Source organism: Enterobacter sp. PTB (assembly GCF_051130085.1).
GTDB classification, from domain to species: Bacteria; Pseudomonadota; Gammaproteobacteria; order Enterobacterales; family Enterobacteriaceae; genus Enterobacter; species Enterobacter ludwigii.
Window position 1 is genome coordinate 194,767 of the sequence record NZ_JBDKEE010000006.1, and the last position, 26,616, is coordinate 221,382.

28 protein-coding genes are annotated in these 26,616 nt (G+C 56.4%); 9 read left to right on the plus strand and 19 right to left on the minus strand.

Going from position 1 to position 26,616, the window contains the following annotated elements; all coding sequences use genetic code 11:
• Positions 1–37: 37 nt before the first annotated feature.
• From ybaK to copA, 3 genes are all read right to left on the minus strand, one after another.
• Positions 38–517 (minus strand): Cys-tRNA(Pro)/Cys-tRNA(Cys) deacylase YbaK, encoded by a 480-nt coding sequence (gene ybaK / locus AAIR21_RS10195; protein WP_020885175.1) that lies wholly within the window; start codon positions 515–517, stop codon positions 38–40.
• 199 nt (positions 518–716) lie between these two features.
• Positions 717–1,511, minus strand: coding sequence for a TraB/GumN family protein (locus tag AAIR21_RS10200; protein ID WP_025204835.1), 795 nt, complete (start codon positions 1,509–1,511; stop codon positions 717–719).
• A 50-nt stretch (positions 1,512–1,561) separates the two neighbouring features.
• Positions 1,562–4,060, minus strand: a complete 2,499-nt coding sequence (gene copA, locus AAIR21_RS10205) for a copper-exporting P-type ATPase CopA (protein WP_183516590.1) — start codon at positions 4,058–4,060, stop codon at positions 1,562–1,564.
• A gap of 108 nt (positions 4,061–4,168) precedes the next feature.
• Here copA and cueR point away from each other — a divergent pair, with 108 nt between their 5' ends.
• Positions 4,169–4,579 carry a Cu(I)-responsive transcriptional regulator gene (gene cueR, locus AAIR21_RS10210; RefSeq protein WP_014168923.1) on the plus strand — a complete coding sequence of 137 codons (411 nt, stop codon included), beginning with the start codon at positions 4,169–4,171 and terminating at the stop codon, positions 4,577–4,579.
• Here cueR and AAIR21_RS10215 read toward each other — a convergent pair.
• Entirely contained in the window at positions 4,570–5,028 is a 459-nt protein-coding gene (locus AAIR21_RS10215) for an NfeD family protein (RefSeq protein WP_014168924.1), read from the minus strand. The genes cueR and AAIR21_RS10215 overlap by 10 nt on opposite strands.
• Positions 5,025–5,939, minus strand: a complete 915-nt coding sequence (locus AAIR21_RS10220) for an SPFH domain-containing protein (RefSeq protein ID WP_014168925.1) — start codon at positions 5,937–5,939, stop codon at positions 5,025–5,027. Before AAIR21_RS10220 ends, AAIR21_RS10215 begins: the two co-directional genes overlap by 4 nt.
• Before the next feature lie 217 nt (positions 5,940–6,156).
• On the opposite strand from AAIR21_RS10220, the gene fetA reads away from it, so the two are divergent.
• Together fetA and fetB are read left to right on the plus strand one after the other, a co-directional pair.
• Positions 6,157–6,828 (plus strand): iron efflux ABC transporter ATP-binding subunit FetA, encoded by a 672-nt coding sequence (gene fetA / locus AAIR21_RS10225; RefSeq protein WP_032677558.1) that lies wholly within the window; start codon positions 6,157–6,159, stop codon positions 6,826–6,828.
• Positions 6,821–7,603: an iron efflux ABC transporter permease subunit FetB gene (gene fetB, locus AAIR21_RS10230; protein WP_020885171.1), complete on the plus strand. Its 783-nt coding sequence runs from the start codon at positions 6,821–6,823 to the stop codon at positions 7,601–7,603. Before fetA ends, fetB begins: the two co-directional genes overlap by 8 nt.
• A gap of 49 nt (positions 7,604–7,652) precedes the next feature.
• Here the strand turns inward: fetB and AAIR21_RS10235 are convergent, their stop codons facing one another.
• From AAIR21_RS10235 to tesA, 3 genes are read right to left on the minus strand one after another with little or no spacing between them, the layout of a single operon-like run.
• A complete protein-coding gene (locus tag AAIR21_RS10235) occupies positions 7,653–8,507 on the minus strand; it encodes a co-chaperone YbbN (RefSeq protein WP_025204830.1) in 855 nt (284 codons plus the stop codon).
• Between the two features lie 58 nt (positions 8,508–8,565).
• Positions 8,566–9,375, minus strand: coding sequence for an SDR family oxidoreductase (locus tag AAIR21_RS10240; protein ID WP_086532865.1), 810 nt, complete (start codon positions 9,373–9,375; stop codon positions 8,566–8,568).
• Positions 9,365–9,988 carry a multifunctional acyl-CoA thioesterase I/protease I/lysophospholipase L1 gene (tesA, locus tag AAIR21_RS10245; protein ID WP_025206538.1) on the minus strand — a complete coding sequence of 208 codons (624 nt, stop codon included), beginning with the start codon at positions 9,986–9,988 and terminating at the stop codon, positions 9,365–9,367. The genes AAIR21_RS10240 and tesA overlap by 11 nt, the downstream gene beginning before the upstream one ends.
• Here tesA and ybbA point away from each other — a divergent pair.
• The 3 genes from ybbA to AAIR21_RS10260 all read left to right on the plus strand — a co-directional run bounded on the left by ybbA (position 9,959) and on the right by AAIR21_RS10260 (position 14,384).
• A complete protein-coding gene (ybbA, locus tag AAIR21_RS10250) occupies positions 9,959–10,645 on the plus strand; it encodes a putative ABC transporter ATP-binding protein YbbA (RefSeq protein WP_014168931.1) in 687 nt (228 codons plus the stop codon). The genes tesA and ybbA overlap by 30 nt on opposite strands.
• Positions 10,642–13,056 (plus strand): putative ABC transporter permease subunit YbbP, encoded by a 2,415-nt coding sequence (gene ybbP, locus AAIR21_RS10255; RefSeq protein WP_149376880.1) that lies wholly within the window; start codon positions 10,642–10,644, stop codon positions 13,054–13,056. The genes ybbA and ybbP overlap by 4 nt, the downstream gene beginning before the upstream one ends.
• Before the next feature lie 182 nt (positions 13,057–13,238).
• Entirely contained in the window at positions 13,239–14,384 is a 1,146-nt protein-coding gene (locus AAIR21_RS10260; RefSeq protein ID WP_014168933.1) for a porin, read from the plus strand.
• Between the two features lie 71 nt (positions 14,385–14,455).
• Here AAIR21_RS10260 and mnmH read toward each other — a convergent pair whose 3' ends face one another.
• The 6 genes from mnmH to ppiB form a co-directional block, all read right to left on the minus strand.
• A complete protein-coding gene (gene mnmH / locus AAIR21_RS10265) occupies positions 14,456–15,526 on the minus strand; it encodes a tRNA 2-selenouridine(34) synthase MnmH (RefSeq protein WP_014168934.1) in 1,071 nt (356 codons plus the stop codon).
• 84 nt (positions 15,527–15,610) lie between these two features.
• Entirely contained in the window at positions 15,611–16,678 is a 1,068-nt protein-coding gene (gene purK / locus AAIR21_RS10270) for a 5-(carboxyamino)imidazole ribonucleotide synthase (RefSeq protein WP_025204827.1), read from the minus strand.
• A complete protein-coding gene (gene purE, locus AAIR21_RS10275) occupies positions 16,675–17,184 on the minus strand; it encodes a 5-(carboxyamino)imidazole ribonucleotide mutase (protein WP_020885164.1) in 510 nt (169 codons plus the stop codon). Before purE ends, purK begins: the two co-directional genes overlap by 4 nt.
• A gap of 212 nt (positions 17,185–17,396) precedes the next feature.
• On the minus strand, positions 17,397–17,606 hold the full coding sequence (locus AAIR21_RS10280) for a YdgH/BhsA/McbA-like domain containing protein (protein ID WP_044859257.1): 210 nt from the start codon (positions 17,604–17,606) through the stop codon (positions 17,397–17,399).
• 136 nt (positions 17,607–17,742) lie between these two features.
• Entirely contained in the window at positions 17,743–18,465 is a 723-nt protein-coding gene (lpxH, locus tag AAIR21_RS10285) for a UDP-2,3-diacylglucosamine diphosphatase (RefSeq protein WP_138013567.1), read from the minus strand.
• 3 nt (positions 18,466–18,468) lie between these two features.
• Complete coding sequence (gene ppiB / locus AAIR21_RS10290) at positions 18,469–18,963, minus strand: peptidylprolyl isomerase B (protein ID WP_014168939.1); 495 nt, start codon at positions 18,961–18,963, stop codon at positions 18,469–18,471.
• 174 nt (positions 18,964–19,137) lie between these two features.
• Between ppiB and cysS the strand changes: the two genes are divergently transcribed.
• Complete coding sequence (gene cysS, locus AAIR21_RS10295) at positions 19,138–20,523, plus strand: cysteine--tRNA ligase (RefSeq protein ID WP_059305797.1); 1,386 nt, start codon at positions 19,138–19,140, stop codon at positions 20,521–20,523.
• 78 nt (positions 20,524–20,601) lie between these two features.
• Here the strand turns inward: cysS and AAIR21_RS10300 are convergent, their stop codons facing one another.
• From AAIR21_RS10300 to folD, 5 genes are all read right to left on the minus strand, one after another.
• Positions 20,602–21,123: a metal-dependent hydrolase gene (locus AAIR21_RS10300; RefSeq protein WP_040016810.1), complete on the minus strand. Its 522-nt coding sequence runs from the start codon at positions 21,121–21,123 to the stop codon at positions 20,602–20,604.
• A 72-nt stretch (positions 21,124–21,195) separates the two neighbouring features.
• Positions 21,196–22,212 carry a Mal regulon transcriptional regulator MalI gene (gene malI, locus AAIR21_RS10305; RefSeq protein ID WP_078774943.1) on the minus strand — a complete coding sequence of 339 codons (1,017 nt, stop codon included), beginning with the start codon at positions 22,210–22,212 and terminating at the stop codon, positions 21,196–21,198.
• Positions 22,213–22,296: 84 nt separating this feature from the next.
• Complete coding sequence (locus AAIR21_RS10310; RefSeq protein WP_014168943.1) at positions 22,297–23,796, minus strand: PTS transporter subunit EIIC; 1,500 nt, start codon at positions 23,794–23,796, stop codon at positions 22,297–22,299.
• A gap of 221 nt (positions 23,797–24,017) precedes the next feature.
• On the minus strand, positions 24,018–24,230 hold the full coding sequence (gene ybcJ / locus AAIR21_RS10315) for a ribosome-associated protein YbcJ (protein ID WP_014168944.1): 213 nt from the start codon (positions 24,228–24,230) through the stop codon (positions 24,018–24,020).
• A gap of 1 nt (position 24,231) precedes the next feature.
• Positions 24,232–25,098, minus strand: a complete 867-nt coding sequence (gene folD / locus AAIR21_RS10320; protein WP_014168945.1) for a bifunctional methylenetetrahydrofolate dehydrogenase/methenyltetrahydrofolate cyclohydrolase FolD — start codon at positions 25,096–25,098, stop codon at positions 24,232–24,234.
• A gap of 310 nt (positions 25,099–25,408) precedes the next feature.
• Between folD and fimA the strand changes: the two genes are divergently transcribed.
• On the plus strand, positions 25,409–25,972 hold the full coding sequence (fimA, locus tag AAIR21_RS10325) for a type 1 fimbrial major subunit FimA (protein WP_014168946.1): 564 nt from the start codon (positions 25,409–25,411) through the stop codon (positions 25,970–25,972).
• 67 nt (positions 25,973–26,039) lie between these two features.
• A complete protein-coding gene (fimI, locus tag AAIR21_RS10330) occupies positions 26,040–26,585 on the plus strand; it encodes a type 1 fimbrial protein subunit FimI (RefSeq protein WP_020885157.1) in 546 nt (181 codons plus the stop codon).
• Positions 26,586–26,616 lie beyond the last annotated feature (31 nt).

A 26,616-nucleotide genomic window follows, 5' to 3' on the forward strand; every position in this document is an offset into this window, starting at 1 on the left:
GTCGGCCCGGTAAGCACAGTGCCTCCGGGCCACTTCCTCAATCCCGTCGCGCAATATCCGCAAATGTCGCGTCCAGTATTTTCGCCAGATCGCCTGCGGACAGTTCAATATCCAGCCCGCGTTTGCCGCCGGAAATATAAATGGTGTCGAAGGTCTGCGAAGGGGCATCAATCAGCGTCGGCAGGCGTTTTTTCTGCCCGAGCGGGCTGATACCGCCGACAAGGTAGCCGGTAGTGCGTTGCGCAACCATCGGATCGGCCATATCCACCTTCTTTGCCCCCAGCGCTTTGGCCACTTTCTTGAGATCCAGCTGCCCGGCAACGGGCGTTACCGCGACGGCGAGGTGTTTCATATCACCGTTCACCGCCACCAGCAGCGTCTTATAAACCCGATCGGCGTTCAGCCCCAGTTTGCGCACCACTTCATCACCAAAATTCGTTTCGCTGGGATCGTGATCGTAGGTGTGGATCCGAAAGGGAATGTTGTTTTTTTCGAGTAATTTAACGGCGGGAGTCATAGCTATCCTTCTTACGACAGACAATTCATGCTGACAGCATACGCCTGACGTTTGTCTAAAAAATAGCACCATCTTGCGCAATAGTATTGGCAGTGATGGTCACTTTGAGCGACAATCGGCTCAACCGAAGGTCTCCTTCGGCATAATAAAAACGATGAAATTCCTCTTTGACGGGCCAATAGAAATATTGGCCATTTTTTTATTTCAGCAGTGACGGCAAATTCCCTTCTCCGTACAAATGTAACGCCCCGACAGCGACCACGTAACGCCCCGCAGGCAACGCATGTAACGTCTGCTGCCAGGCTTTGTTGCGCTCGTTCATCAGCACATCATACAACGATTCACTGAACGTCGACGGCAGCGCCAGTTTACCGTCCGTGGGCGGCGCATTCAGCCACCAGCCGATCATCGTTTGCAACAGACGCGCGTTGGTGTGCCAGTGGGTCAGGGTATCATCCAGCAGCATCAGCCCATCATCAGGAAGCTGGCGCAGCAGGGCTATCTGGCTGTCCGTACCTTCGAGCTCAATGACTGACAAATGGCGTGCTCTCGCGGCATTCAACAGCTGGTAATCAATACCGTAATCGCCGCGTAGCCCCAGACGCTGCGCCTGGGTCGCCTGCAGGACCATCGCGATTTGCCACAGCGGCAGTGTGTCCAGCATGGAGAGCGACACCCCCGTCTCATCTGCGACGCGCGTCAGTTCAGCAAACTGCGTGTCGTTCAAACGTTCAGCAAGGGGGAGATCGCTTTCGAGGCCGGCAAACGGCGACGTCTGGCCCGAAATATCCGCTTCAACGACCAGCGCATCGGCGCTCTTCAGCAGTTTCATCAGACCGGCTGGCAGCGGGGACATATCCTGCGTGCCCATATGGATGCTGCCCACCAGGTGAAGGTGCTGCCCGCCGGGAAGCGAGATATCCATGCCGGGCCAGGCATAACGGCGGGGGAAGAGGGCGCGAAACGATGTTTTTATACGATTAAACAGACTCATACGCGCTCCATAAACGGAAAGGTTCATGCTAGCGCGTAGGAGAAGAAGGTTCAATCTTTCGGTTTAAACCGCAACAACCGGTTTGCGTTGCTCACCACGGTAATGGACGAGAGCGCCATCGCCGCACCCGCGACAACCGGGTTCAGCAGCGTGCCGGTCAGCGGCCACAAAATACCGGCAGCAATCGGGATACCGAGCGAGTTGTAGACGAAGGCACCCAGCAGGTTCTGCTTCATGTTGCGCAAGGTGGCTTTTGAAATCGCCAGCGCGTCCGCAACGCCCATCAGGCTGTGACGCATCAGGGTGATGGCGGCCGTCTCAATGGCGACATCGCTACCGCCCCCCATCGCAATACCCACTTCCGCCTGTGCCAGCGCCGGCGCATCGTTAATCCCGTCACCGACCATCGCCACCTGGCGACCCTGGCTTTGCAGCGTCTTGATGGCGTCTGCTTTGCCGTCAGGTAACACCCCGGCAATGACCTCGTCAATCCCAGCTTCCCGGGCGATGGCGTTCGCCGTCACAGGATTATCCCCGGTCAACATCACCAGGCGATAGCCCGCACGATGCAGGCGTTGCAACGCCTGCACGCTGTCCTGGCGTAGCGGATCGCGAATTGCCAGCAGCGCCGCGGCCTTGCCATCAACGGCAAGCAGAACCGGGGTTGCGCCCTGAGAGGCTTGATCTTTCAGGTCTTGTTCCAGGGCTGAAGTCTCAACGCCATGCTCCTTCAGCAGTGCCTGATTCCCCAGCAGCAGCGTGTGCCCTTCGGCGGTACCGCTGACGCCTAAACCGCGCAGGGTACGGAAATTGCTCACCTGCGGCAGGCTGGCATTCCCGGCTTTCTCAATAATGGCGTGGGCCAGCGGGTGGCTGGAGCCTTGTTCAAGCGCCGCGGCGAGACGCAGTGCGTCATCCTGCGTGATGCCTGCGGTTATCACGGCCACTACCTGCGGTTTCCCTTCCGTCAGCGTGCCGGTTTTATCAAACACCAGCGTGTCCAGCGTGCTCGCCCGCTGCAGCGCATCGGCATCCCGTACCAGCACGCCAAATTCAGCGGCACGGCCTACGCCTGAGATGATCGACATTGGCGTGGCAAGACCGAGCGCGCAAGGACAGGCAATGATCAGCACCGTGGTGGCAATCACCAGGGTATAGACAATTTGCGGTGCCGGGCCGAAGACATACCAGATAGCCGCGCTCAGCAGCGCGATACCGACCACGACCGGCACAAAAATGGCGGAGATTTTATCGGCCAGCTGACCAATTTCCGGCTTACTGCTCTGTGCCTGACGCACCATGCGAATAATGCGTGACAGCGTGGTATGGCTGCCGACCGCACTGGCGGTGAAAAGCACGCTACCGTCCTGCACCACCGTACCGGCATGAATGGCATCGCCCTGGGCTTTCTGTTGCGGGACGGGTTCTCCGGTCAGCATCGCTTCGTCAAACCAGGCTTCGCCCTGAGTGATTTCACCGTCGACGGGAACGCGGTCGCCGGTGGTCAGGCGCAGCGTCATGCCGGGTTGAACTTCAGCCAATGGCACATTTTTTTCACCCGCATCCGTCACGACGCGCGCGGTCGGTGGGGTTAAATCCAGCAGGCGCTCCAGCGCTTTGGAGGAACGCTGACGGGCGCGCGCTTCAAGCATATGGCCGAGGTTAATCAGGCCGATAATCATCGCGCTCGCTTCATAATAGAGATGACGCGCTTCCATCGGGAACCACTGGGGCCAGACGTTGACGCTCATGGAGTACAGCCACGCCGCACCCGTGCCGAGTGCGACAAGGGTGTCCATCGTCGCGGTGCGATTTTTCAGGCTTTTCCAGGCGCTGGAGTAGAAGTGACCGCCTGCGAAGACCATCACGGCAAGCGTAATCAACCCAATGACTAGCCACAGCATGCGGTTATCGTCGGTGACCATCATATTGTCACCGATCATACCCCACACCATGACCGGGACCCCAACCAGCAGCGCGACGATGGCCTGCCAGCGGAAGCGTTTCATGGTGGCGACGGCCGTTTCCTGCTGGCGTTCACGACGTTTGAGGTCATCTTCGATGGCCTCTGCGCCGTAGCCCGCTTTTTCAACGGCCTGCACTAAATCTGCGGCGGAGGCACTGCCCATCACCAGCGCAGTACGCTCCGCAAGATTGACCCGTGCCTGCGCGACACCCGGTACAGCCTGCAAGGCATTTTGTACCCGGGAGACGCAGCTGGCGCAGCTCATGCCGTTGATCAGCAGCTGTTGGCTGTCATCAATATCATCAGCTACCGGAAGCTCAGGAGTGGCCGCTGTCAGTGCTTCCGACGGGGATGATGACTCTGCCAGCGGTTTAGCCTTTGGGTGGATCAGCTCCGCCCCATAACCAGCCTGTTTGATCGTATCAATCAGCGCATCCGCACTGGCGCTACCGGTGACGGCGGCGTGATCAAGGGTCACTTCAGCGCTGTCTACATCAGGACGCTGTTCCAGACTTTCTTTAACGCGTTTGACACAGTGGCCGCAGGAGAGGCCGTCCAGTGTCAGGTCAATAGTGTGAGACATAACAAAACTCCCGTATAATGATCTGGTCAGATGTTGACCGGCATAACGCTTTTCGCTAACTGTTATGAAGGTTAAACCTTCCATCAAGGGGAAGGTCAAGGGGGAAATGTGAATATCAGTGATGTTGCGAAAAAAACCGGATTGACCAGCAAAGCGATCCGTTTTTATGAAGAGAAGGGGCTGGTGACACCGCCGCTGCGCAGTGAAAATGGCTACCGCAGTTATACGCAACTGCATCTTGATGAACTGACGCTGCTGCGCCAGGCGCGGCAGGTGGGATTTAACCTTGAAGAGTGCGGCGAGCTGGTCACCTTATTCAACGATCCGGCGCGCCATAGCGCAGACGTGAAAAAACGTACGCTGGAGAAAGTGGCTGAGATTGAACGCCACATTACCGAGTTACAGGCGATGCGTCAGCAGCTTCTGGCGCTGGCGGAATCCTGCCCGGGGGATGACAGCGCAGACTGCCCGATTATCGATAATCTGTCCGGCTGCTGTCATCGTAAGGCTCATGCCTGACAGGCTTTAACCCGCAGGGTTATCCCTTCCACCGCAATGACCTCAACCTGCGTGCCGGCGCTGAGGTCATCGTCGGCCACCACGGGCCATGAACTGTCGCCCACGCGCATATGTCCGCGCCCGTTAACCAGCGCCGTGTCGAGCGTAAAACGTTTGCCGACAATCTGCTGCCCGCGCTGATTGAGGTGGGCGTCGAGCGGTTTCTGCTCTGTCACCTGGCGGTTAAGCCAGCGCCACCACAGCCAGGCGGCCAACAGCGTCAGCACGGCAAATAACGCCCCCTGCCACGCCCAGTCGAGGGGCAGTAGCCAGACCACTAACCCGGTAATGACAGCGGCAACACCGCTCCAGAGCAGGTAACCGTTGCCGCCAAGCATCTCCGCGGCCAGCAATAAGCCACCGAGGCTTAGCCAGAATGCATGAGGATGTGCGACGATTAGCTCAATCATTTTTTGCGCTCGTTTCCGCTGTCTTTGATAAGTTCAGTGATCCCGGCGATGGAGCCCATCAGGCTGCTGGCATCCAGCGGCATCATCACCACTTTGCTGTTGTTCGCGGAGCCAATCTCTTTCAGCGCGTCAGTGTATTTTTGCGCAACGAAGTAGTTCACCGCCTGGATATCACCCGCCGCAATTGCTTCAGAGACCATCTGGGTGGCGCGGGCTTCCGCTTCTGCAGAACGTTCACGGGCTTCCGCCTGTAAGAAGGCAGACTGGCGTTCACCTTCCGCTTTCAGGATCTGCGACTGTTTTTCCCCTTCGGCTTTCAGGATCTCTGCCTGACGTACCCCTTCAGCTTCCAGAATGTAGGCGCGTTTGGTCCGTTCCGCTTTCATCTGCGCGTTCATGGAGGCGATTAACTCTGCCGGTGGGCGCACGTCGCGGATCTCAATACGGGTAACTTTGATCCCCCACGGGTTGGTGGCCTCGTCGACAATGTGCAGCAGGCGGGTGTTAATGCTGTCGCGCTGAGAGAGCATCTCGTCCAGCTCCATTGAACCGAGCACGGTACGAATGTTGGTCATCGTCAGATTTACGATAGCCAGCTCCAGATTGCTGACTTCATAGGCCGCTTTTGGCGCATCAATAACCTGAATAAAACAGACCGCATCAATGGTGACGTTGGCGTTATCCTTGGAGATCACTTCCTGGGAAGGAATATCCAGCACCTGTTCCATCATATTGATTTTACGTCCAATCCTGTCCATGAAAGGGACAATCAGGCTTAAACCCGGCTGGAGCGTGTTGGTGTAGCGGCCAAAGCGTTCAACGGTCCACTGATACCCCTGTGGGACAATTTTGACGCCAGCGCCGACAATAACCAGCGCAACGAAAATAAGGACAGGTATAACGATAAGCATAAAAACCTCCTGTTTTGCATGCTGTGACGAAGGGAACTGCGTGTGTGTTATGAGTCAGTATATCGGCTATCGGGCTGAAATTCGCCCCTGTAAAGAAGGGGGCGCGACGAATACCGGTAAAACCTTTACTCCAGCCATCGACACACCCTATTCGCGCTACGTTCGTGAAAGGATTATTCTACGCGTGGTTGCAATAAAGGTGGTTACAGGATGCATGATGAACAATAAAAATACGCTCTTGCAGGTCAGGGATGTCGGTTTTCGTGTGGCAAATACCACGATCCTTCAGCATGTCGATTTTTGTCTTTCCCCGGGGGAGTTCAAACTGATAACAGGGCCGTCAGGCTGTGGCAAAAGTACGTTATTAAAGATTGTCGCTTCACTGCTCAGCCCCACTGAGGGCGCTATTCTGTTTGAAGGGCAGGATATCGCGACACTGTCGCCAGAAAGCTATCGCCAGCAGGTCTCTTACTGCGTGCAAACCCCTTCGCTGTTCGGGGACACGGTTTATGACAACCTGGTCTTTCCGTGGCAAATCCGTCATAAAACGCCGGAGCCAGAAAAATTTATCGCCGATCTGGCCCGCTTTGGCCTGTCGAAAGAGACGCTGACAAAATCCATCAATGAATTATCGGGCGGCGAAAAGCAGCGTGTTTCGCTGATTCGCAATCTGCAGTTTTTGCCGAAGATATTGTTACTGGACGAGATCACCAGCGCGCTGGATGAGGTGAACAAACGCAACGTTAACGAGATTATTCATCGTTACGCAAGCGAGCAGAATATTGCCGTGCTGTGGGTTACGCACGATTCAAACGAAATTACCCATGCGGATGACGTCATTACGCTTGAGCCGCAGGGCGGGAAAATGCAGGAGGCAAACCGTGGGTGAGCATAATATTACGAATACGTCGCTGGCGTTTTCGATGGTACTGGTACTGATCGCTATTGTGGTGAGCTACCGGGAAAAGCTGGGTCTGGAGAAAGATATTATCTGGAGTATCTGCCGCGCGGTTATCCAGCTCATTATTGTCGGCTATGTGCTGAAGTATATTTTTAACGTCAACCACGCGGTGCTGACGCTCCTGATGGTGCTGTTTATCTGCTTTAACGCGGCGTGGAACGCGCAGAAACGCAGTAAGTATATCGATAAAGCGTTTGTCTCATCGTTTATCGCCATTACAACCGGGACGGCGCTGACGCTGGCGGTGCTGGTGGTGTCCGGCTCAATAGAGTTTACGCCGATGCAGGTTATCCCTATTTCCGGGATGATTGCGGGGAACGCTATGGTGGCTGTAGGACTGTGTTACAACAACCTCGGCCAGCGATTTAGCAGTGAACAACAGAAGCTGCAGGAGAAATTAAGTCTGGGGGCAACACCGAAAATGGCCTCGGCGGTACTGATCCGCGACAGCATCCGCTCGTCGCTGATCCCAACGGTGGATTCCGCAAAAACGGTTGGGCTGGTTAGCCTGCCGGGAATGATGTCGGGGCTGATTTTTGCCGGTATCGATCCGGTCAAAGCCATTAAATATCAGATCATGGTGACCTTTATGCTGCTCTCTACGGCCAGCCTGTCGACCATCATTGCCTGCTATTTAACCTATCGGAAGTTCTACAACGCGCGCCATCAGCTGGTGGTGACGCAGTTGAAAAAGGCGGGGTGACCGCCTCTTTTGCAGGCCCGGTGAGCGCTAGCGGCACCGGGCCTGTTCATCAGTAGAGCAGGGCGTACAGCTGACGGCGGTACGTTGACGCCAGCGCATCGCCGGTGCCCAGCGCGGCCAGGATCTCCTGGAACATTTTCCGCGCCTGACCGTCGGCGGCACCCAGATCGTTTTGCAGATGGCTGAACAGCAGTGCCAGCGCTTCTTCGTTACGTCCCACCTGATGCAGCTGCAGCGCCAGCTGGCTTGCCAGCGCGGCATCGGTCGGGTTATCGGCAACCTGCTGTTGAAGCTGCTGGATCTCCGGCGTATCCGCCGCCTGTTTCAGCAGATCAATCTGCGCGACCAGACCCTGATAACGGGTATCCTGATCCTGCAGTGGAATGGTCTTCAGCACAGCTTCTGCATCGTCGGAACGGTGCAGGGCAATCTGCGTTTCCGCAAGGAGCAGGCCAATCTGGCTGTCCTGTTTCGACAGCTGCCACGCCTCTTTGAGCAGCGGCAGCGCTTCGTCGTATTTGCCTTCCTGCATCAGTCCCATGGCTTCCTGCGCCTTCAGCTCTTCCTCGCGTGGCAGGACTTTATCCAGCAGGGCGCGGATCGCTTCTTCAGGCTGTGGCCCCTGGAAGCCATCAACAGGTTGACCATTCTGGAACAGATAGACGGTAGGAATCGCGCGTAGGCCAAACTGAGACGCCACCATAGGCTCTGCGTCACAATCCAGTTTGGCGAGAATGAACTGGCCATTGTATTGCGCGGCAAGGCTTTCGAGTACCGGCGTCAGCTGCAGACAGTGTTGACTACGCTCAGACCAGAAGTAGAACAGCACCGGTTTGGTCATGGACTGTTCGAGGGTCTGTTGCAGGTTTGCTTCAGTAATATTGACGATATTCTGTACGGACATGCGGCCTTCTCTTTTATCGTTTTGTTATTTACATGGGGGTTAGCGACGACGCTTCAACTCAACCGTGTAAAATTTTGTCCATCATCCGGCCCGGCAGCAGGCGTTTTAACCAGCCTACCGCATGGGTTACCAGCGTCACCGGATAGCGCATTTTTGGGTTTTCGCTCTCAAAAGCATGGCGCACTTTAGCGACGACTGCTTCCGGCCCGAGCGTAAAGCGTGCGGCGATACCGGGGTTTTCGACCGGTTTATCCGCCTGGGTCTGGTTAACGTTTTCCGTAAAGCGGGTGCGGATAGGGCCCGGCTCAATCAGGCTGACCTTAATGCCGCTGTGACGCAACTCCATGCGCAGGGCGTCGGACCAGGCCTCCAGCGCATACTTGCTGGCGGCATAGGCCCCGCGGCCCGGCGTTGAAATCAGCCCCATCACGGAGGAGGTCATCACAATGCGTCCTTCACCGTGCGGCAGCATGGCGGGGAGCAGGCGCATGGTGAGCTGATGGACGCCAAAGAAATTGGTGGAAAACTGTTTTTCCAGCTGTTCGCGGGTGAGCGTGTCCAGGGGACCATACACGCCGTAGCCGGCATTGTTAAAAAGGCCGTACAGACGGTTGTCGGTCAGGGTCAGCACCTCATCGGCAGCGCGTTCCACGCTTTCCGGTGAGTCTAAATCCAGTAACACACCGGTAAAGCCCAGCCCGTTCATGCGTTCGACGTCGTCGGGTTTACGGCAGGCCGCCAGTACCCAATATCCCTGACGCTTCAATTCGAGTGCACTTTCAAGACCGATTCCGCTGGAACATCCTGTAATTAAGACCGATTTTTGCATAACTTTACCTGTCAGGATCTCCGCTGAATTAGGAGTCATGTTTAACTAAAGGGGCCAGCCGTGTTGCCATCCAGTCGGCAATAAACGGCTGCGCATCGCGATTGGGGTGGATCCCATCGTCTTGCATCCACTGGGGTTTGAGATAGACCTCTTCCATAAAAAATGGCAGCAGCGGAATATCAAACTCGTTGGCAAGCTTTGGGTAGATCGCGCTAAAGGCTTCATTATACCGACGTCCATAGTTGGCGGGCAGGCGAATTTGCATCAGCAGCGGTTGCGCATTCGCGGCCTTAATATCCTTAAGGATCGTGCGCAGGGTCTGTTCCGTTTGCTGAGGCTGGAAACCACGCAAGCCATCATTACCGCCCAGCTCAACCAGCACCCATCGCGGTTGATGCTGTTTGAGTAAGGCTGGCAGGCGCGACAAGCCTTGCTGCGAGGTATCACCGCTGATGCTGCCATTAATAACCGTTGTCTTACTCTGCCATTTGTCATTGAGCAGAGCTGGCCAGGCCGCGTTGGCCGCCATGCGATAGCCTGCACTCAGGCTGTCACCGAGAACCAGTAACGTGTCCGCTGCCGCCGCGCGGAAGGTCATCAGGATTAAAAACAGGAAGGGCAAATGCCAGCGGAAAACATTGTTGAAGTTCATCGTCTTAAGAAGTCCGTCGGTCAGGGGGAACACGAGCTTTCCATCCTCACCGGAGTTGAACTCGTTGTCAAACGCGCCGAAACCATTGCGCTGATTGGCGAGTCCGGCTCCGGGAAGTCCACGCTCCTGGCCATTTTAGCCGGTCTGGACGACGGCAGCAGTGGAGAGGTCAACCTGGTCGGGCAACCGCTGCATCAGCTTGATGAAGAGGCGCGTGCCGCGCTCCGCGCACGTCATATCGGGTTTGTCTTTCAGTCCTTCATGCTGATCCCGACGCTCAATGCGCTGGAAAACGTTGAACTGCCGGCACTGCTGCGCGGCGGTAACAGCCGTGAAAGTCGCGCCCACGCCAAGGCATTGCTGGAGCAGCTAGGGCTTGGCAAACGCCTCGACCATCTTCCGGCGCAGCTTTCCGGCGGGGAGCAACAGCGTGTGGCCCTGGCCCGGGCGTTTAACGGCCGCCCGGACGTGCTGTTTGCGGATGAGCCTACCGGAAACCTCGACCGAAAGACCGGGGATAAAATTGCCGACCTGCTGTTTTCGCTCAACCGCGAACACGGGACCACGCTGATTCTGGTGACCCACGATCCGCAACTGGCTGCCCGCTGCGACCGTCGCCTGCGGCTGGTTAACGGTGAACTGCAGGAGGAAGCATGATTGCCCGCTGGTTTTGGCGCGAATGGCGCTCGCCCACGCTGTTGATTGTCTGGATGGCGTTAAGCCTGGCGGTAGCCTGCGTGCTGGCGCTGGGCAGCGTCAGCGATCGCATGGAGAAAGGGTTAAGCCAGCAAAGCCGCGAGTTTATGGCCGGAGACAGGGCGCTGCAAAGCTCGCGTCCCGTCCCGCCGGGCTGGCTTGAGGAGGCGCGTAAGCGTGGACTGAAGGTGGGGGAACAGCTGAGCTTTCAGACCATGACCTTTGCCGGCGATACGCCGCAGCTGGCGAGCGTCAAAGCCGTCGACGACCTTTACCCGCTGTACGGTGAACTGCAGACCAGCCCGCCTGGCTTAAAGCCGAAACCGGGCACGGTGCTGCTGGCGCCACGTTTAATGGCGCTGCTGAACCTGAAAACGGGTGACAGCATCGACGTGGGTGACGCCACGCTCCGCATCGCCGGGGAGGTGGTTCAGGAACCTGACTCCGGCTTTAACCCGTTCCAGCTTGCCCCGCGCTTGCTGATGAATGCCGCTGATGTGGCGAATACCCATGCCGTGCAGCCGGGAAGCCGCGTCACCTGGCGCTATAAGTTTGCGGGAACGCCCGCCCAGCTTGACGCGTATGAAAAATGGCTGCTGCCGCAGTTAAAACCGGAGCACCGCTGGTACGGACTGGAGCAGGACGAAGGGGCGCTTGGTAAATCTCTCGAACGTTCTCAGCAGTTCCTGCTGCTTTCAGCGCTGTTAACCCTGCTGCTGGCCGTGGCGGCGGTGGCGGTGGCCATGGGGCACTACTGCCGCAGCCGATACGATCTGGTGGCGATCCTTAAAACCCTCGGCGCGGGCAGCGCCCAGCTGCGTAAGCTGATTGTCGGCCAGTGGCTGATGCTGCTGGTGTTGTCAGCACTCACCGGTGGGGCGATGGGGCTGCTGTTTGAAAAGCTGCTGATGGTCATGCTGAAACCGGTACTGCCTGCCGCACTTCCACCGGCCAGCCTCTGGCCGTGGCTGTGGGCGATTGGCGCGATGATGGTGATCTCGGTGCTGGTGGGGCTTCGCCCGTATCGGCTGTTGCTCGCGACGCAGCCGCTGCGCGTGCTGCGCCGTGACGTGGTGGCCAACGTCTGGCCGCTGAAGTTCTATCTTCCTGTCATTGTTGCGGTGTCGGTTGGGTTGTTGGCCTGGCTGATGGGCGGCAGCACGCTGCTGTGGGCCGTACTGGCCGGGGCGGTGGTGCTGGCGCTGCTGTGTGGTGTGGTCGGCTGGGTGCTCCTTAATGTGCTTAAAAAGCTGACGGTGAAGTCGCTTCCCGTGCGGCTGGCGGTGAACCGTCTGCTGCACCAGCCCTGGTCTACGCTGAGTCAGCTGTCTGCCTTTTCGCTGTCGTTTATGCTGCTGGCACTGCTGCTGGTGCTGCGCGGCGATCTGCTGGATCGCTGGCAACAGCAGCTTCCGCCGGAAAGCCCGAACTATTTCCTGATCAATATCGCCCCTGAGCAGGTGACACCGCTGAAGACGTTCCTGGCGGAACACCAGATTGTGCCGGAGTCGTTCTACCCCATCGTCCGTGCGCGTCTGACGCAGATCAACGGCCAGTCCACGGAGGGAAACAAGGATGAATCGCTTAACCGCGAACTGAACCTGACCTGGCAGGAGAAACGTCCAGATCACAACCCGATTACCGCCGGCAGCTGGCCGCCGAAAGCGGGTGAAGTGTCGATGGAAGAGGGGCTGGCGACGCGCCTGAACGTCAGGCTGGGCGACAGCGTGACCTTTACCGGCGATACGCAGGACTTTAGCGCTAAGGTCACCAGCCTGCGTAAGGTGGACTGGGAAAGCCTGCGGCCGAACTTCTTCTTTATTTTCCCCGCAGGCGCACTGGACGGACAGCCGCAAAGCTGGCTCACCAGTTTCCGCTGGGAAAACGGCAACGGTATGCTGACCCGGCTGAACCGCGAATTTCCGACGGTCAGCCTGCTGGATATTGGCGCGATCCTTAAACAGGTCGGGCAGGTGCTGGAGCAGGTCAGCCGGGCTCTGGAGGTCATGGTGGTGCTGGTGACGATCTGCGGCGTACTGTTGCTGCTGGCCCAGGTGCAGGTCGGGATGCGGCAGCGTCATCAGGAGCTGGTGGTCTATCGCACGCTCGGGGCGAGTAAGCGACTGCTGCGCACCACGCTGTGGAGCGAGTTCGCCCTGCTGGGGCTGGTCTCGGGTCTGGTGGCGGCGATGGGTGCTGAGACGGCGTTAGCCGTGCTGCAGACCCGCGTCTTCGATTTCCCGTGGGAGCCTGACTGGCGACTGTGGTTCACGCTGCCGGTCTGCGGTGCGGTGCTGCTGTCGCTGTGCGGCGGCTGGCTCGGCACGCGATTGCTAAAAGGCAAAGCGCTGTTCCGTCAGTTTGCCAGTTAGTTCAAATCCGTGATAATTACGCACCGGTTTATCTGCTGGTGCGTAATAATTTAGCAGCACAAATCGGTAATACCCATGCGTTTAGTAGCACAAAACATTAAAAACCCGCGCACACAGCAAGATTATTTCCAGTTAATATTCACCTGCTAAATATTTAGCAGCGTGTCTATAAAGGAAAAATAATGACTATAAAAAAATCAGCGCTGGCAGTAACAATTGGCGCAGCAGTGGCATTGACCTCCTTCGCATCTCAGGCGGAAATCACGGTTCTTAAACAAGACCCTCAGGCGGGTAACCCGCTGAGCCGTCTTAACTTTACCGTTGGCGGCAGTATTCGTCCTCAGTTCAACATGATGACGGGCGACGGCGATAAAGGCTCCTACAAACGTAATGGCTTCGACGGCGGCACCCGTTTCCGTTTCGCAGCAGATTACTATCTGTTTGATGACATCAGCTGGATCAGCTACTACGAGCTGGGTGTGAACATTCCGGCGCTGTTCAACTGGGATAATCACTACGCTGAAGGTGCTAACGACACCTCTCGCCGTATGCTGTACACCGGTCTGAAGAGCGACACCTGGGGTACGCTGACCTTCGGTCAACAGAACAGCGTTTACTATGATGTGGTTGGCGTGAAAACCGATATCTGGGACTACGACATGATTGGTCAGGCTCCAGGTAACGGGATCAACGGTGACTACGACGGCTCTTATCGTTCACGCAAAATGCTGAAATATAAGAAAACCGTAGGCGATGCGGATATCTATGCATCCTACCTGTTTGAAGACAGCGAATACCTGCCGGGCAATGGCCTGCGTTACAAACGTAAAGGCGGCGGTTCACTGGGTCTGGATTACCACCTGACCACCGATCTGACCTGGGGCGCAGCGTGGAACTACACCCGCGCGGACATGCGTAACCCGGACAACGGCGACAGCAAATCTTACGACCAGAATATCCTCGGTACCGCGCTGAGCTGGACGCCGGATAACTGGACCTTCTCGGCTGGCGGCGGCTGGTACCAGAACTTCCTGACCACCAAAAAAGTGTCTACTGACAACTACTTTGCCGGTGATGCATGGGGTATTGAATACTTCGCAGGGTACAAATTCCCAATCGATCAGTATGCGGTGAAATCCATCCAGCCTTACTTCATGGGTGACCGTATTGAGTACGTGAATGGTCGTAACTACCAGCGTATCGATAACGGCGTGGGTGTTAGCGTCCAGCTGGACTACGGTTTCCGTGTTGATTACGAACACGTGTTCACCTCCAGCACGGATAACCTGGGCGACATGAACCTGGTGCGTCTGCGTTACGACTTCTAAGTTCAGTCCGCAGGGGAGTCACCCCGATATGAAAACGGCAACCCTGGGTTGCCGTTTTTTGTGCGCGTGATTCAGCGATTGAGCCAGTCAGCCACGTCCTCAAACGTTCCGCGAAACACAATCTTCTCCGCTTTTTTTGCCAGCTGCCAGGTGTACATCGGGTCGTAATAGTCGTTCAGCAGCGGGGCAAGCCAGCGCAAATGCGCGTCGGTGCTGCCAGAACGTTGTTGCTCCTGCAGGGCGGAATCCAGCAGCGCCGTAAAGTCTGCAAAGCGCTGCAGCCCCAGACGGCGGCGAATGGCAAACAGGCCGTGGTGCAGGTATTCGCTGTACGCTTTCCAGCCCGCCTCTTCGCCAAAGGCAGCGGAAAAATCCGCCCACATATGGTCGAAATACTCTTCACGCAGGCGTTCAAGACGGACATCAAACGGGTCTTCTACTACCACAACAGGCGCCTGAACCATGCGGTCTCGCAGGCATTCCGGCAGGTGGTTGGAACCAATCATCCGCCCTTCATCCTCCAGCACCCAGCGTGCGGCCTCTTTTTTCAACAGCACGACGGCGAGCTGATTTTCGAAGCTCGCCTGCGAAAGCTGTGGTGTAAGCGTGCGGCCAAACGACGAGCCGCGATGGTGTGCCAGCCCTTCCAGATCCACGCCCTGCGCGTGCTGTTTCACCAGCAACGTTTTGCCGCTCCCGGTACAGCCGCCGATCAGCACCATCGGTTTTTGCACCTGCTCAGCGGTTACCTCAATCGCGGTCTGACGCAGCGCTTTATAGCCGCCTGCGATCAGCGGGTAATCCACGCCGCGCGCTTTCAACCAGGCCTGAGTGATATGCGAGCGTTGACCGCCACGCGCGCAGCAGAGGTAGCCGGTGGGGTGGGAGAGACAGGCTTCGCGCCAGGCGTTAATGCGCATCTCACGGGTACTGCCTGCGACCAGGCTATGGCCGAGAGCAAGCGCAGCGTCCGGCCCCTGGCGTTTATAGCAGGTACCGACGGCGGCGCGTTCATCATCGTTCATCAGAGGCAGGTTGATTGCCGCAGGCATCGCGCCCTGGGCGAATTCGATCGGCGCGCGAACGTCGATTAAAGGGGTATCGGATGCGAGGATCGCGCGATAGTCCGTTCCATCGTTCATGGTTTTTCCAGAAGAAAACTAAGCTGCAATGGGCGGGGATTGTACGCCGGGGAGGGGGAAGGTCAACTCCCCGGCAGAGGAGTATTACTTAAGCTTTGATTGCGCCCAGATAATTCCGCTCGCGTATTCCGGCGGCAGGAGAGGAATAATCGCTTCCAGCGTGGCGCCCAGACGATCGGTGTCGGTATCGTTCAGGTTCAGGTGACCGACCTTACGACCCGGACGCACCTCTTTGTCATACCAGTGCAGATGCACCAGCGGCAGCTTGAGCCAGTCGTAGTTCAGATCGGTACCGATCAGGTTGATCATCACCGACGGGCTGTTCACCACCGGCTGCGGCAGCGGCAGGTCAGTGATGGCGCGCAGGTGCAGCTCGAACTGGCTGATGGACGCCCCGTTTTGGGTCCAGTGACCGCTGTTGTGAACGCGCGGTGCCAGTTCGTTAATCAGCAGACCGGACGGCGTGACAAAACACTCCATCGCCATGACGCCGACGTAACCGAGTTCGTGCATGATGGCAGAGAGCATCTCTTCTGCCTGCGCCTGCTGTTCAGCACTGGCCTGCGGGAATGCAACGCTGGTACGCAGGATCCCGTCCTGATGCAGGTTATGCGTCAGCGGATAAAAAACGGTATGGCCGTCCTGCCCGCGAGCGCCCACCAGCGAGACTTCACCGCTGAAGTTAATGCCCTGCTCAACGATGCACTCCCCGTAGCAATCGTCCGGCAGCTCGTGAGTGTCGTCGGCGCGCAGACGCCACTGTCCACGACCGTCGTACCCGCCGACGCGACGCTTCACAATTGCCAGCTCGCCCAGCATTGCAAAAACATCCTTCCACTCGCTTTTATCGGACAACAGCTGCCACGGCGCAGTCGGCAGCCCGAGCTTATCGAACAGCTGCTTTTGCGTCAGACGGTCAGCAATAATGGGAAAGACGTCGCGGTTAACGAAGGCATTGTGACGCGCCAGCTCGCGCGTCAGGGCCGTTTGTGGCCAGCGTTCAATCTCCGCGGTGATCACACTCTGGTGAAACGGCACGGCTTCCGGTTCGTCATCCAGCCCGACGGGCCAGACGGCAATACCCAGCGGCTCGCCGGCCTGACGCAGCATACGGCCTAACTGACCATTACCGAGGACACATACCTGCTTCATGCCGCACCCCGCGGGTCCGGATTGTCCAGCACCTCGTCGGTCTGAGCTTTACGCCAGTCCGCCAGACGCTGATGTAACGCTTTATCGTGAGTCGCCAGGATCTGCGCGGCGAGCAGGGCAGCGTTGGCAGCGCCCGCTTTACCAATGGCCAGCGTGCCGACCGGAATGCCACGCGGCATCTGAACGATGGAATAGAGGCTATCGACACCACTTAACGCAGCGCTTTGCACCGGAACACCCAGAACCGGTACCAGCGTTTTGGCGGCAATCATGCCTGGCAGATGTGCTGCGCCGCCCGCACCGGCAATGATCACCTCATAACCCTTCTCTTCGGCGCTTTCGGCGAAGCTGAACAGTTTGTCCGGTGTACGGTGTGCAGAGACCACTTCAACGTGGTGCGGAACATTCAGGATTTCAAAGATTTCGGCGGTGAACTGCATGGTAGCCCAGTCGCTTTTGGACCCCATCACGATGGCGACACGCGCCGGATTATTGCGGGAAGACATGCGTCTTAAAACTCCTGTGGTGCGAAACACACTGCTTTCGAGGGCACAGAGAATAGCATGTAATAGGGGCAAGGAAAACGGTTGCGCGGTTAAAAAATGAGCCGTTGTGGCCCTCAGGAGATAACAAAACAGACCGCGTTCTGGCGGTCTGTTTTATGAGGCATCGATGTGCTTTGATGTGCTTTTGACGGGCGGCACGGTCAGCAGACGTCTTATTTGGTCAGTTCTGCCGTCATGTGAACGCGGTTGTTAAACTGAGCGCTGGTGATTTTGTAAGACGCGCCCTGTTCAGCAGCCTGAGCGGCAATTTTCGCTTCTGCGCGGTCAAGGGTAGAGGCAGTGGCGCTGACGCTCTGAGCAAAAGAACCGAAAGAGATCAGAGAGAGTGCGGTAACAGCAACGAAAGTTTTGATGGATTTCATGGTCGTATTCCTTAAATGTTTTATCTGGGATAGGGCGTGTTGCCCTGATGTGATAAATAATAGGCCGACCACGGGCTGATTAAAATCGAAACAATTTGCCGATATTGTTCAAAAAAATAGAATGATTTTTGGCAAGTTAAAACGGGAAAGCGATCAGTTCCACACCGTCAGGCGTGACGCTGACCATAGAACCTTCGCTGTGCCAGGCCCCCAGGACGACGCGGTGGGCCGCTTCGCCGTTGGCGGTAAGGGTATGCACATCGGGACGATGAGTATGACCGTGGATCAACCACTGAACGCGGTGTTTTTCCATGACCCTGACTACCGCCTGGGGATTAACGTCCATAATGGCCATGGATTTGCCGCTGTTGGCGGCCTTACTGTCGGCACGCATTCTGGCTGCGATCCGCTTGCGGATAAACAGCGGCAGAGCCAGGAATAGTTTTTGGATCCACGGGGTATGAACCTTAGCGCGAAACGCCTGATAGCCGGTGTCGTCAGTGCAGAGTGTGTCACCGTGCATGATTAACACCTTTCGGCCATAAAGGTCGAGTACCTGCTCTTCCGGCAGCAGCGTCATGCCGCTGTCGCGGGCGTAGCGCTTGCCGAGCAGGAAATCACGATTGCCGTGGATAAAGAAGCAGGGGATGCCGGAATCGACCAGCGCTTTAATGGCAGCCGCCATCTCACGGTGCAGCGGGTTGGGATCGTCGTCGCCAATCCAGGCTTCAAACAGGTCACCCAGAATGTAAAGTGCATCGGCACTTTTCGCTTCACCGCGTAAAAAACGCAGAAAACCGGCGGTGATCGCCGGTTCTTCTGTTTGCAGGTGCAAATCTGCAATAAAGAGTGTCGCCACGAATTACTCGCTGACGGTCACGCTGTTAATCACGACGTCTTCTTTTGGAACGTCCTGATGCATACCGCTGCGGCCGGTCGCCACGGCTTTGATTTTGTCTACTACGTCCATACCTTCAACCACTTCTGCGAAGACGCAGTAGCCCCAACCCTGCAGGCTTTCGCCGGAGAAGTTCAGGAAGTCGTTGTCAGCAACGTTGATGAAGAACTGGGCTGTTGCAGAGTGAGGAGCCTGCGTACGCGCCATCGCCAGCGTACCACGGGTGTTTTTCAGACCGTTGTTCGCTTCGTTTTTGATCGCTTCTTTCGTCGCTTTCTGGTTCATGCCAGGTTCGAAACCGCCGCCCTGGATCATAAAGCCGTTGATCACGCGGTGGAAAATAGTGTTGTTGTAGAAACCTTCGCGGCAGTAGTCCAGGAAGTTTTTAACTGTTTCAGGCGCTTTGTCATCAAAGGTTTTGATTACGATATCGCCATGATTAGTGTGGAAAGTAACCATTTTTGCATCCTGTTCCGTTATTGTGGTACGTCGACCCGCGTTTGGGTCATCTATAGGGGCTTGTTATAGCATAACCACAGGATGCGATCACCTTGCATTGTGTGCTGCTTCAGGTTTGAATTACAGGTAGAATAACCGGTTTTCAACCACACACGTGTTTACATGGAATCTTCGATGTTAAAAATCTTTAATACAATGACGCGCCAAAAAGAGGAATTTAAACCTATCCATGCCGGGGAAGTCGGCATGTACGTGTGTGGTATTACGGTTTACGATCTCTGTCATATCGGCCATGGCCGTACCTTTGTTGCATTCGACGTTGTCTCGCGCTACCTGCGTTTTCTGGGCTACAACCTGAAATACGTGCGTAACATCACCGACATCGACGACAAAATCATCAAGCGTGCGAACGAAAATGGCGAAAGCTTTGTTGCGCTGGTGGATCGTATGATCGCGGAAATGCACAAAGATTTCGACGCCCTGAATATTCAGCGTCCGGACAGCGAGCCGCGTGCCACCCACCATATCCACGAAATTATCGACATCACCGAAAAGCTGATCGAACGTGGTCACGCCTATGTGGCCGAGAACGGTGACGTGATGTTCTCCGTGCCGACTGACCCTACCTACGGTCAGCTTTCCCGTCAGGATCTGGATCAGCTGCAGGCCGGTGCACGCGTTGATGTGGTGGACGTGAAGCGTAACCCGATGGACTTCGTGCTGTGGAAGATGTCCAAAGAGGGCGAACCAAGCTGGCCTTCCCCGTGGGGCGAAGGGCGTCCTGGCTGGCACATTGAGTGCTCGGCGATGAACTGCAAACAGCTGGGCAAACATTTCGATATTCACGGTGGCGGTTCGGATCTGATGTTCCCGCACCATGAAAACGAAATTGCACAGTCAACCTGTGCGCATGGCGGCGAGTATGTGAACTACTGGATGCACTCCGGGATGGTGATGGTTGACCGTGAGAAGATGTCTAAATCTCTGGGCAACTTCTTCACCGTGCGCGACGTGCTGAAATATTACGATGCGGAAACCGTGCGCTACTTCCTGATGTCTGGCCACTATCGCAGTCAGCTGAACTACAGCGAAGAGAACCTGAAACAGGCGCGTGCGGCGCTGGAGCGTCTGTACACTGCCCTGCGCGGTACCGATAAATCTGTACCCGCGGCAGGCGGTGAGGCGTTTGAAGCGCGCTTTATTGACGTGATGAACGATGACTTCAACACGCCGGAAGCCTACTCCGTGCTGTTTGATATGGCGCGTGAAGTTAACCGTCTGAAGTCAGAAGATATGGCGGCGGCGAATGCATTGGCCTCCCATCTGCGTAAGCTCTCTTCGGTACTGGGTCTGCTGGAGCAGGAACCGGATCTGTTCCTGCAAAGCGGTGCGCAGGCGGACGATAGCGAAGTGGCGGAGATTGAGCAACTTATCAACGCGCGTCTGGAAGCGCGTCAGGCGAAAGACTGGGCGGCAGCAGATGCCGCGCGTAACCGTCTGACGGAAATGGGCATCATTCTGGAAGATGGCCCGCAGGGAACCACCTGGCGTCGGAAATAATTCTGGTGCGCGCTGATGCCCTCTCCCACCGGGAGAGGGTGCAAACACTAAAACGGCAACTGGGTTGCCGTTTTGCTTTTACCTCCGCTTCCACCACAACAGCCCCATCAGCACAACCCCTGGCAGCCACACCCACAGCAGCTCCGACATAATCACCTGATGCCCGTAGGGCGTGGTATAGCGTGACAGCGCAAACGGCGCGACCTTAATGACCTGCCACGGTGCAAAAAACCGTTCATCTGACCACGGCCACAGCCAGCCGACGCCTTTTCCCCCGGTGGTGATGGAGTCCAGCAAGCTGTGCGACAGCAGAGACACGGTTAAGAACAGCCAGCAGCGGGTCAGGCTTGCCCGAAACCATCGTCGGCCCATCAGTACGCAAAGTATCGGCACCACAAAGGCAAACAGCAGGGAGTGGGTAAAGCCGCGGTGGCCGAACACATTGCCGTAGGCAACGCCGAACTTAAACGCCAGCACGTCGGCGTCCGGCAGCATGGCGAGGACGACGCCGGCAAACAGCAGGCGGGGAGGGATGATTTTACGTCCCAGGCCTAAGCCCAGACACAAAGGCACTGCAGCGTGGGTGATAACGGTAGGCATTGCGATTATCCATGGCAAAGCAGGGAAATATAGCAGCGAATGGGCGCAATGAGGATGGTGTTAGCGTCTTATTTACGCCGATTCCCGGGCAATAAGCTGCCCGGAAAGGGTGATACGCTGTGTTTGCAGTTCCGGCTCTTTTAACTTGCGGATGATCAACCCCGCCGCCTGACGCCCCGTCTCCTCACTGGCGGAGGAAACGTAGGTAAACGAGGGAGACGTCAGGTTCACGTGCAGCATATCTTCAAAACCGACCAGCGCGACCTGCTGGGTGAGAAACACATCTTTCCCCACGGTGCGCCCCACCTGATGAATGCCGGAGATGGAGCCGATCATCGCATCCGGCGAGTGGCAGAGCAGGGCGGTAATGGTGTTGTTTTTTTCCAGCAGCTGGCGGGTGGCGAAACCTGCGGCCAGCGTGTCATCGCTACACGCAGGCGAGTATTCCTCACGCCAGACCAGGCCGTTCTGGGTCATCGCGCTGCGAAAGCCGAGCAATCGCTGCTCGCGGATAAGGCAGCCTTCACGACCCCCAATGTAGGCAATGTTGCGGTGTCCGCGCTCGATAAGATAACGCGCGGCAAGGTTCGCCGCCTGGCGGTTGTCGCGCATCACCAGATTGCATTTTTCATCCAGCAGGGACTGAGAGACCACCACCAGCGGCAGCGGGCACTGGCGGATGTGTTCCGGCAGCGAGGATGCCCGGGTGTCAGAGGCCAGATAGATAACGCCGGCGACCCCCTGCTGTTTAAACGACAGCAGGCAGCGCTCAAGATGTTCATGGTCGTTCAGCGGCTGGCCGAGGAAAACCATATACCCCTGTCTCTCCAGCTCCTGGACGATGCTCGCCATCACCTTAATGGAAAAGCTGTCGCTAAAGTCGCGCAGGATCAGGCCGATCAGGTTGGAGGTGTTAGCGCGGAGGTTGGCAGCGGCGACGTTGTGAACATAGCCCAGCGTAGTGATGGCAGCATTGACCTTCGCGATTGTTGCGTCTGAAATTTTCCCTTTCTGGCGCAGCACCAGCGACACGGTGGAGACCGAAACGCCCGCATGCTTTGCGACATCAATGATGCTGACTTTCTTCAAAACCGCTCCCTGAAATTTACCGATTATCAGCCAGATAAGACAACGTCCCCCAGCGTACAGGAGACGTGTCGTTCAGGCATCTTATTATTTGCCAATCATGGTGGACATGGTCTGGGCGATAAACTGTGCTCTGGCACCGAAAATCACCTGAATACCGTTATCACCGACGAACACTACGCCGCGGGCGCCAAGGCCGTTCAGACCGTCCTTATCAACCGCTTCACTTTTTGCCACTTCCAGGCGCAGACGGGTGATGCAGGAGCCGACGGAGTCGATGTTGTGCGCGCCGCCCAGCAGGTTGATGATCTCTGTGGCGAGTTCTGAATCTGACTTATCGTCCGCACTGGCGGTCACTTCTGTACGGCCCGGCGTTTTCACGTCGAAACGACGGATCACAAAGCGGAACGTGAAGTAGTAAATCAGGCCCATCGGAATGCCGATAATAATGGCGTTCAGGAAGTTAGTTTTGTAGCCGTTAAATGACGGCAGGATCCCGAACGAGAGGTAGTCGATAAAGCCCGCAGAGAACGACTTGGCGATATGCGCATGCAGCAGATACATGGTCATGTACGCCAGACCGGCCATGATGGCGTTAAAGACGTACAGAATAGGGGCGACGAAGATAAAGGTAAATTCAACCGGCTCGGTGATCCCCGTCAGGAAGCAGGTGAGCGCCGCAGAGAACAAAATACCGGCCGCGATTTTCTTATTTTTGGTGTGCGCTTCGTGGTACATCGCCAGACACGCCGCAGGCAGCGCGAACAGCATCAGCGGGAATTCACCCTGCATGAACTTACCTGCGTTCTGGTAGCTGTCACTGCTGAAGGATTTGACCCCTTCTTCCAGCATCTTAAACCAGATGGTCTGGTCGCCGTGAATCACCTGACCGGCCTGGGTGGTGTAATCCCCAAACGAATACCAGAAAGAGGGATACCAGATGTGGTGCAGGCCGAGCGGGATCAGCGCACGTTCCACCAGACCGAAGATAAAGGTCGAGGCTGCCTGATTATCGCCATTAACCACCACGGAGAGCGCATCGATGCCCGCCTGGATATGCTGCCAGACATACGGCAACAGCAGGCCGAGCAGGAAAGAGAGAAACGCTGTCGCAATCGCCACAAAGCGTTTCCCGGAGAAGAACCCGAGGAACTCTGGCAGCTGCAGGGTGTGGAAACGGTTATAGCACCAGGCGGCGAGAATACCGCAGATCAGGCCGCCGAAGACGCCCATCTGCAACGTCGGGATGCCGACCACCATCGCGTATTTGCCGCCCTGAGACGCCATTTCCGGCGTGATGCTCAAGACGGTGCTGATGGTGATGTTGGTGACAAACACCGAGACCGCCGCCGAGAGCGCGGCAATGCCGGACTCGGATGCCAGCCCCACGGCGGAACCAATGGCAAACAGCATCGGCAGGTTATCAAAGATAACCCCGCCCGCGTTCATCATCAGCGGCAGGTGAAACTTATCGCCAAAGGCCAGCAGCAGGCCCGCAGCGGGAAGCAGTGAAATTGGCAGCATTAACGCGCGACCAATCATCGATAATTTAGAGAGCGATTTAACAAACCCTGATATCAGACTCATGCTGATTTCCCCCGAGTAGCGCTTTTTTTGGCGCTGTTATTGTAAGTAGAACGTTTTAGTAGAACGTTCTACTTATCGTGGGGAAAGAGTGAAAAACGCGCAACAGAATTTTCACTTTTCAACAGATGAAATAGTGATTATTTGAAGTCGATCGATAATTAACCGTGATGGGTGTGGGGGAATGTGGGTTCCCTCTCCCGACGGGAGAGGGGGGGAGAGCATCAGGCGGTCACCGTCACGGTTTGCCCTTCAAAGCTCACGGTCTGACCCGCGACAATTTTGCAGCGCTTGCGGGTTTCCACTGCGCCGTCCACCTTAACAAGCCCGTCGGCAATGGCGATTTTGGCCTGTGCGCCGCTTTCGGTCCAGCCTTCCAGCTTCAGCAGATCGCACAGCTCAACGTGCGGGTGTTTACCTAATGAAAATGTGGCCATCTTACGCGTCCTCTACGTCGTGGTACTCTTCGCATGCCTGCAAAGTATTCTGAATCAGTGTGGCAACGGTCATCGGGCCTACGCCGCCCGGAACTGGGGTAATGTAAGAGGCGCGAGCCGCAGCATCTTCGTAAACCACGTCACCGACCACTTTCCCGTTTTCCAGACGGTTAATACCGACGTCCACAACGATCGCGCCTTCTTTAATCCATTCACCCGGAATAAAGCCCGGCTTCCCGACCGCCACGATCAGCAGATCGGCGTTTTCTACGTGATGACGCAGATTTTTGGTGAAGCGGTGGGTCACGGTGGTGGTGCAGCCAGCGAGCAGCAGCTCCATGCTCATCGGACGGCCGACAATGTTTGATGCGCCAATGACCACGGCGTTCAGACCGTAGGTATCGATGTTATAACGCTCCAGCAGCGTAACGATACCGCGCGGCGTGCACGGACGCAGACGCGGGGCGCGCTGGCACAGACGGCCCACGTTGTACGGGTGGAAACCATCAACGTCTTTGTCGGGGGCGATACGTTCCAGCACCTTCACGTTGTCGATGCCGGCTGGCAGCGGCAACTGAACCAGAATACCGTCGATCGCGTTGTCGGCATTCAGGGTATCAATAAGTTCCAGCAGTTCTGCTTCGCTGGTGGTTTCCGGCAAATCGTAAGAGCGGGAGACGAACCCCACCTCTTCACACGCTTTGCGTTTGCTGCCGACATAAATCTGCGATGCCGGGTTGCTGCCGACCAGCACAACGGCCAGCCCGGGGGCGCGTTTTCCGGCAGCTTTACGCGCCTTCACTTTTTCCGCGACCTCAGAGCGCACCTGCTGCGCAATCGTTTTACCGTCAATAATCTTTGCTGCCATCAGAGAGAAGATTCCGTCTGTAACGTTTGAAAGGGGGGATTGCCTGTATTTTGTCAGAAGCGAGCGCCGCTGTCAGTCACCCTTTGCGAGTTTTCATCAGGAGGCCGTAAAAACCCTTCTGAGGGGATGGTCAATTTCTTAGGCAGGATTAGGATGTGACCTGGCGAAATGACAGCGTTTTGACATATTTTAAAATACATTCATGAGCTACTTTGTCTCCTCCGAAATAAGCTTTCAATTAATCAATTGAACGTATTTCTTATTCCCGATTATTCGCGGGAAGGGTTATTTACATTTTAAAGGAATAGACATGAAACTCAGCAACATTGCTTCTACTGTTATTGCTACTCTGGCCCTGGTTGCGGGTGCCGCAAATGCAGCAGATCCAGCCACTCCGGTTACCGTAAATGGCGGTACCGTACACTTTAAAGGTGAACTGGTTAATGCTGCATGTTCAGTAAATACTGATTCTTCCGAGCAGACGGTTAACCTGGGCCAATACCGTACCGCGAAGTTCACGAAAGTGGGTGACACCACCTCTAATATTCCGTTCACCATTGAACTGAATGATTGTGACCCGCTGGTTGCGAAAACGGCCGCAGTTGCGTTCACCGGTCAGATCGACGCGACCGACAAAACCCTGCTGGCGGTAACCTCTGGTAACAACGACAACTCCGCGAAGGGCGTGGGCATCGAGATCCTCGACAGCAAATCCACCACCCTGACTCCAGATGGTTCAACCTTCTCTGCCGCGCAGAACCTGATCGAAGGGACTAACACCCTGAACTTCACCGCGCGTTACAAATCAACGGCTGCGACCACCGAGCCAGGCCAGGCAAACGCTGACGCCACTTTCGTAATGAAATACGAGTAATTCCTCCGCACAGGGATGTTCAGGCCTCAGGGAAGAGGCCGTCATACGCAAAGGCCAGGAACGAAGGATGACAAGGACCGGAACACTACTGCTGTTAACCCTTGCGATGGCCTGCCAGGCCTCAGCACATACCGTGGTAATCGACGGCGGCAAAGTTCATCTCAGAGGTGAACTGGTGAACGGCGGCTGCGCCGTGGCACCCGACAGCCAGAACATGCGCATCGAAATGGGGCAGTACCGAACCAATTCATTTTCCGGTGTGGGCAGTTTTTCCACGGTCAATGTGCCCTTCACCGTGCGGCTGCTGGATTGCAGCGTGGATGTCTCGCGCACCGTGGGGATCCAGTTTCAGGGCGTTACGCCAGCAGAAGATCCGCAGGTTTTTCTGGCGACATCGCGGCCAGGTGAATCACCGATAAGCAGCGGCGTCGGGCTGGCTCTTTTTGACGAACAACAACGTCAGATTATCCCGAACGCAACGGCCGTCAGCTGGTTGCCGGTGAATACCAGTGAGCTTGCGTTTCATTTTAGCGCCCGCTATCGGGCTATTTCCGAACACCTCGTGCCAGGCAATATTCAGTCGGATGTCTGGTTTACGTTGATTTATCCATAACACCTGCGAACACATTATTAAAGGTACGGTT

Excerpts from the sequence above, each read along its gene's own strand:
- mnmH (WP_014168934.1), bottom strand. The coding sequence starts at position 15,526 with ATGAACGATGGAACGGACTATCGCGCGATCCTCGCATCCGATACCCCT.
- ybbP (WP_149376880.1), top strand. The coding sequence starts at position 10,642 with ATGATTGCCCGCTGGTTTTGGCGCGAATGGCGCTCGCCCACGCTGTTG.
- AAIR21_RS10280 (WP_044859257.1), bottom strand. The coding sequence starts at position 17,606 with ATGAAATCCATCAAAACTTTCGTTGCTGTTACCGCACTCTCTCTGATC.
- AAIR21_RS10310 (WP_014168943.1), bottom strand. The coding sequence starts at position 23,796 with ATGAGTCTGATATCAGGGTTTGTTAAATCGCTCTCTAAATTATCGATG.
- ybbA (WP_014168931.1), top strand. The coding sequence starts at position 9,959 with ATGCCAGCGGAAAACATTGTTGAAGTTCATCGTCTTAAGAAGTCCGTC.
- cysS (WP_059305797.1), top strand. The coding sequence starts at position 19,138 with ATGTTAAAAATCTTTAATACAATGACGCGCCAAAAAGAGGAATTTAAA.
- ybcJ (WP_014168944.1), bottom strand. The coding sequence starts at position 24,230 with ATGGCCACATTTTCATTAGGTAAACACCCGCACGTTGAGCTGTGCGAT.
- tesA (WP_025206538.1), bottom strand. The coding sequence starts at position 9,988 with ATGAACTTCAACAATGTTTTCCGCTGGCATTTGCCCTTCCTGTTTTTA.
- folD (WP_014168945.1), bottom strand. The coding sequence starts at position 25,098 with ATGGCAGCAAAGATTATTGACGGTAAAACGATTGCGCAGCAGGTGCGC.
- AAIR21_RS10240 (WP_086532865.1), bottom strand. The coding sequence starts at position 9,375 with ATGACTCCTAATTCAGCGGAGATCCTGACAGGTAAAGTTATGCAAAAA.
- AAIR21_RS10220 (WP_014168925.1), bottom strand. The coding sequence starts at position 5,939 with ATGCTTATCGTTATACCTGTCCTTATTTTCGTTGCGCTGGTTATTGTC.
- AAIR21_RS10235 (WP_025204830.1), bottom strand. The coding sequence starts at position 8,507 with ATGTCCGTACAGAATATCGTCAATATTACTGAAGCAAACCTGCAACAG.
- fetA (WP_032677558.1), top strand. The coding sequence starts at position 6,157 with ATGAACAATAAAAATACGCTCTTGCAGGTCAGGGATGTCGGTTTTCGT.
- purK (WP_025204827.1), bottom strand. The coding sequence starts at position 16,678 with ATGAAGCAGGTATGTGTCCTCGGTAATGGTCAGTTAGGCCGTATGCTG.
- fimA (WP_014168946.1), top strand. The coding sequence starts at position 25,409 with ATGAAACTCAGCAACATTGCTTCTACTGTTATTGCTACTCTGGCCCTG.
- purE (WP_020885164.1), bottom strand. The coding sequence starts at position 17,184 with ATGTCTTCCCGCAATAATCCGGCGCGTGTCGCCATCGTGATGGGGTCC.
- AAIR21_RS10215 (WP_014168924.1), bottom strand. The coding sequence starts at position 5,028 with ATGATTGAGCTAATCGTCGCACATCCTCATGCATTCTGGCTAAGCCTC.
- ybaK (WP_020885175.1), bottom strand. The coding sequence starts at position 517 with ATGACTCCCGCCGTTAAATTACTCGAAAAAAACAACATTCCCTTTCGG.
- AAIR21_RS10200 (WP_025204835.1), bottom strand. The coding sequence starts at position 1,511 with ATGAGTCTGTTTAATCGTATAAAAACATCGTTTCGCGCCCTCTTCCCC.
- AAIR21_RS10260 (WP_014168933.1), top strand. The coding sequence starts at position 13,239 with ATGACTATAAAAAAATCAGCGCTGGCAGTAACAATTGGCGCAGCAGTG.
- fimI (WP_020885157.1), top strand. The coding sequence starts at position 26,040 with ATGACAAGGACCGGAACACTACTGCTGTTAACCCTTGCGATGGCCTGC.
- AAIR21_RS10300 (WP_040016810.1), bottom strand. The coding sequence starts at position 21,123 with ATGCCTACCGTTATCACCCACGCTGCAGTGCCTTTGTGTCTGGGCTTA.
- ppiB (WP_014168939.1), bottom strand. The coding sequence starts at position 18,963 with ATGGTTACTTTCCACACTAATCATGGCGATATCGTAATCAAAACCTTT.
- copA (WP_183516590.1), bottom strand. The coding sequence starts at position 4,060 with ATGTCTCACACTATTGACCTGACACTGGACGGCCTCTCCTGCGGCCAC.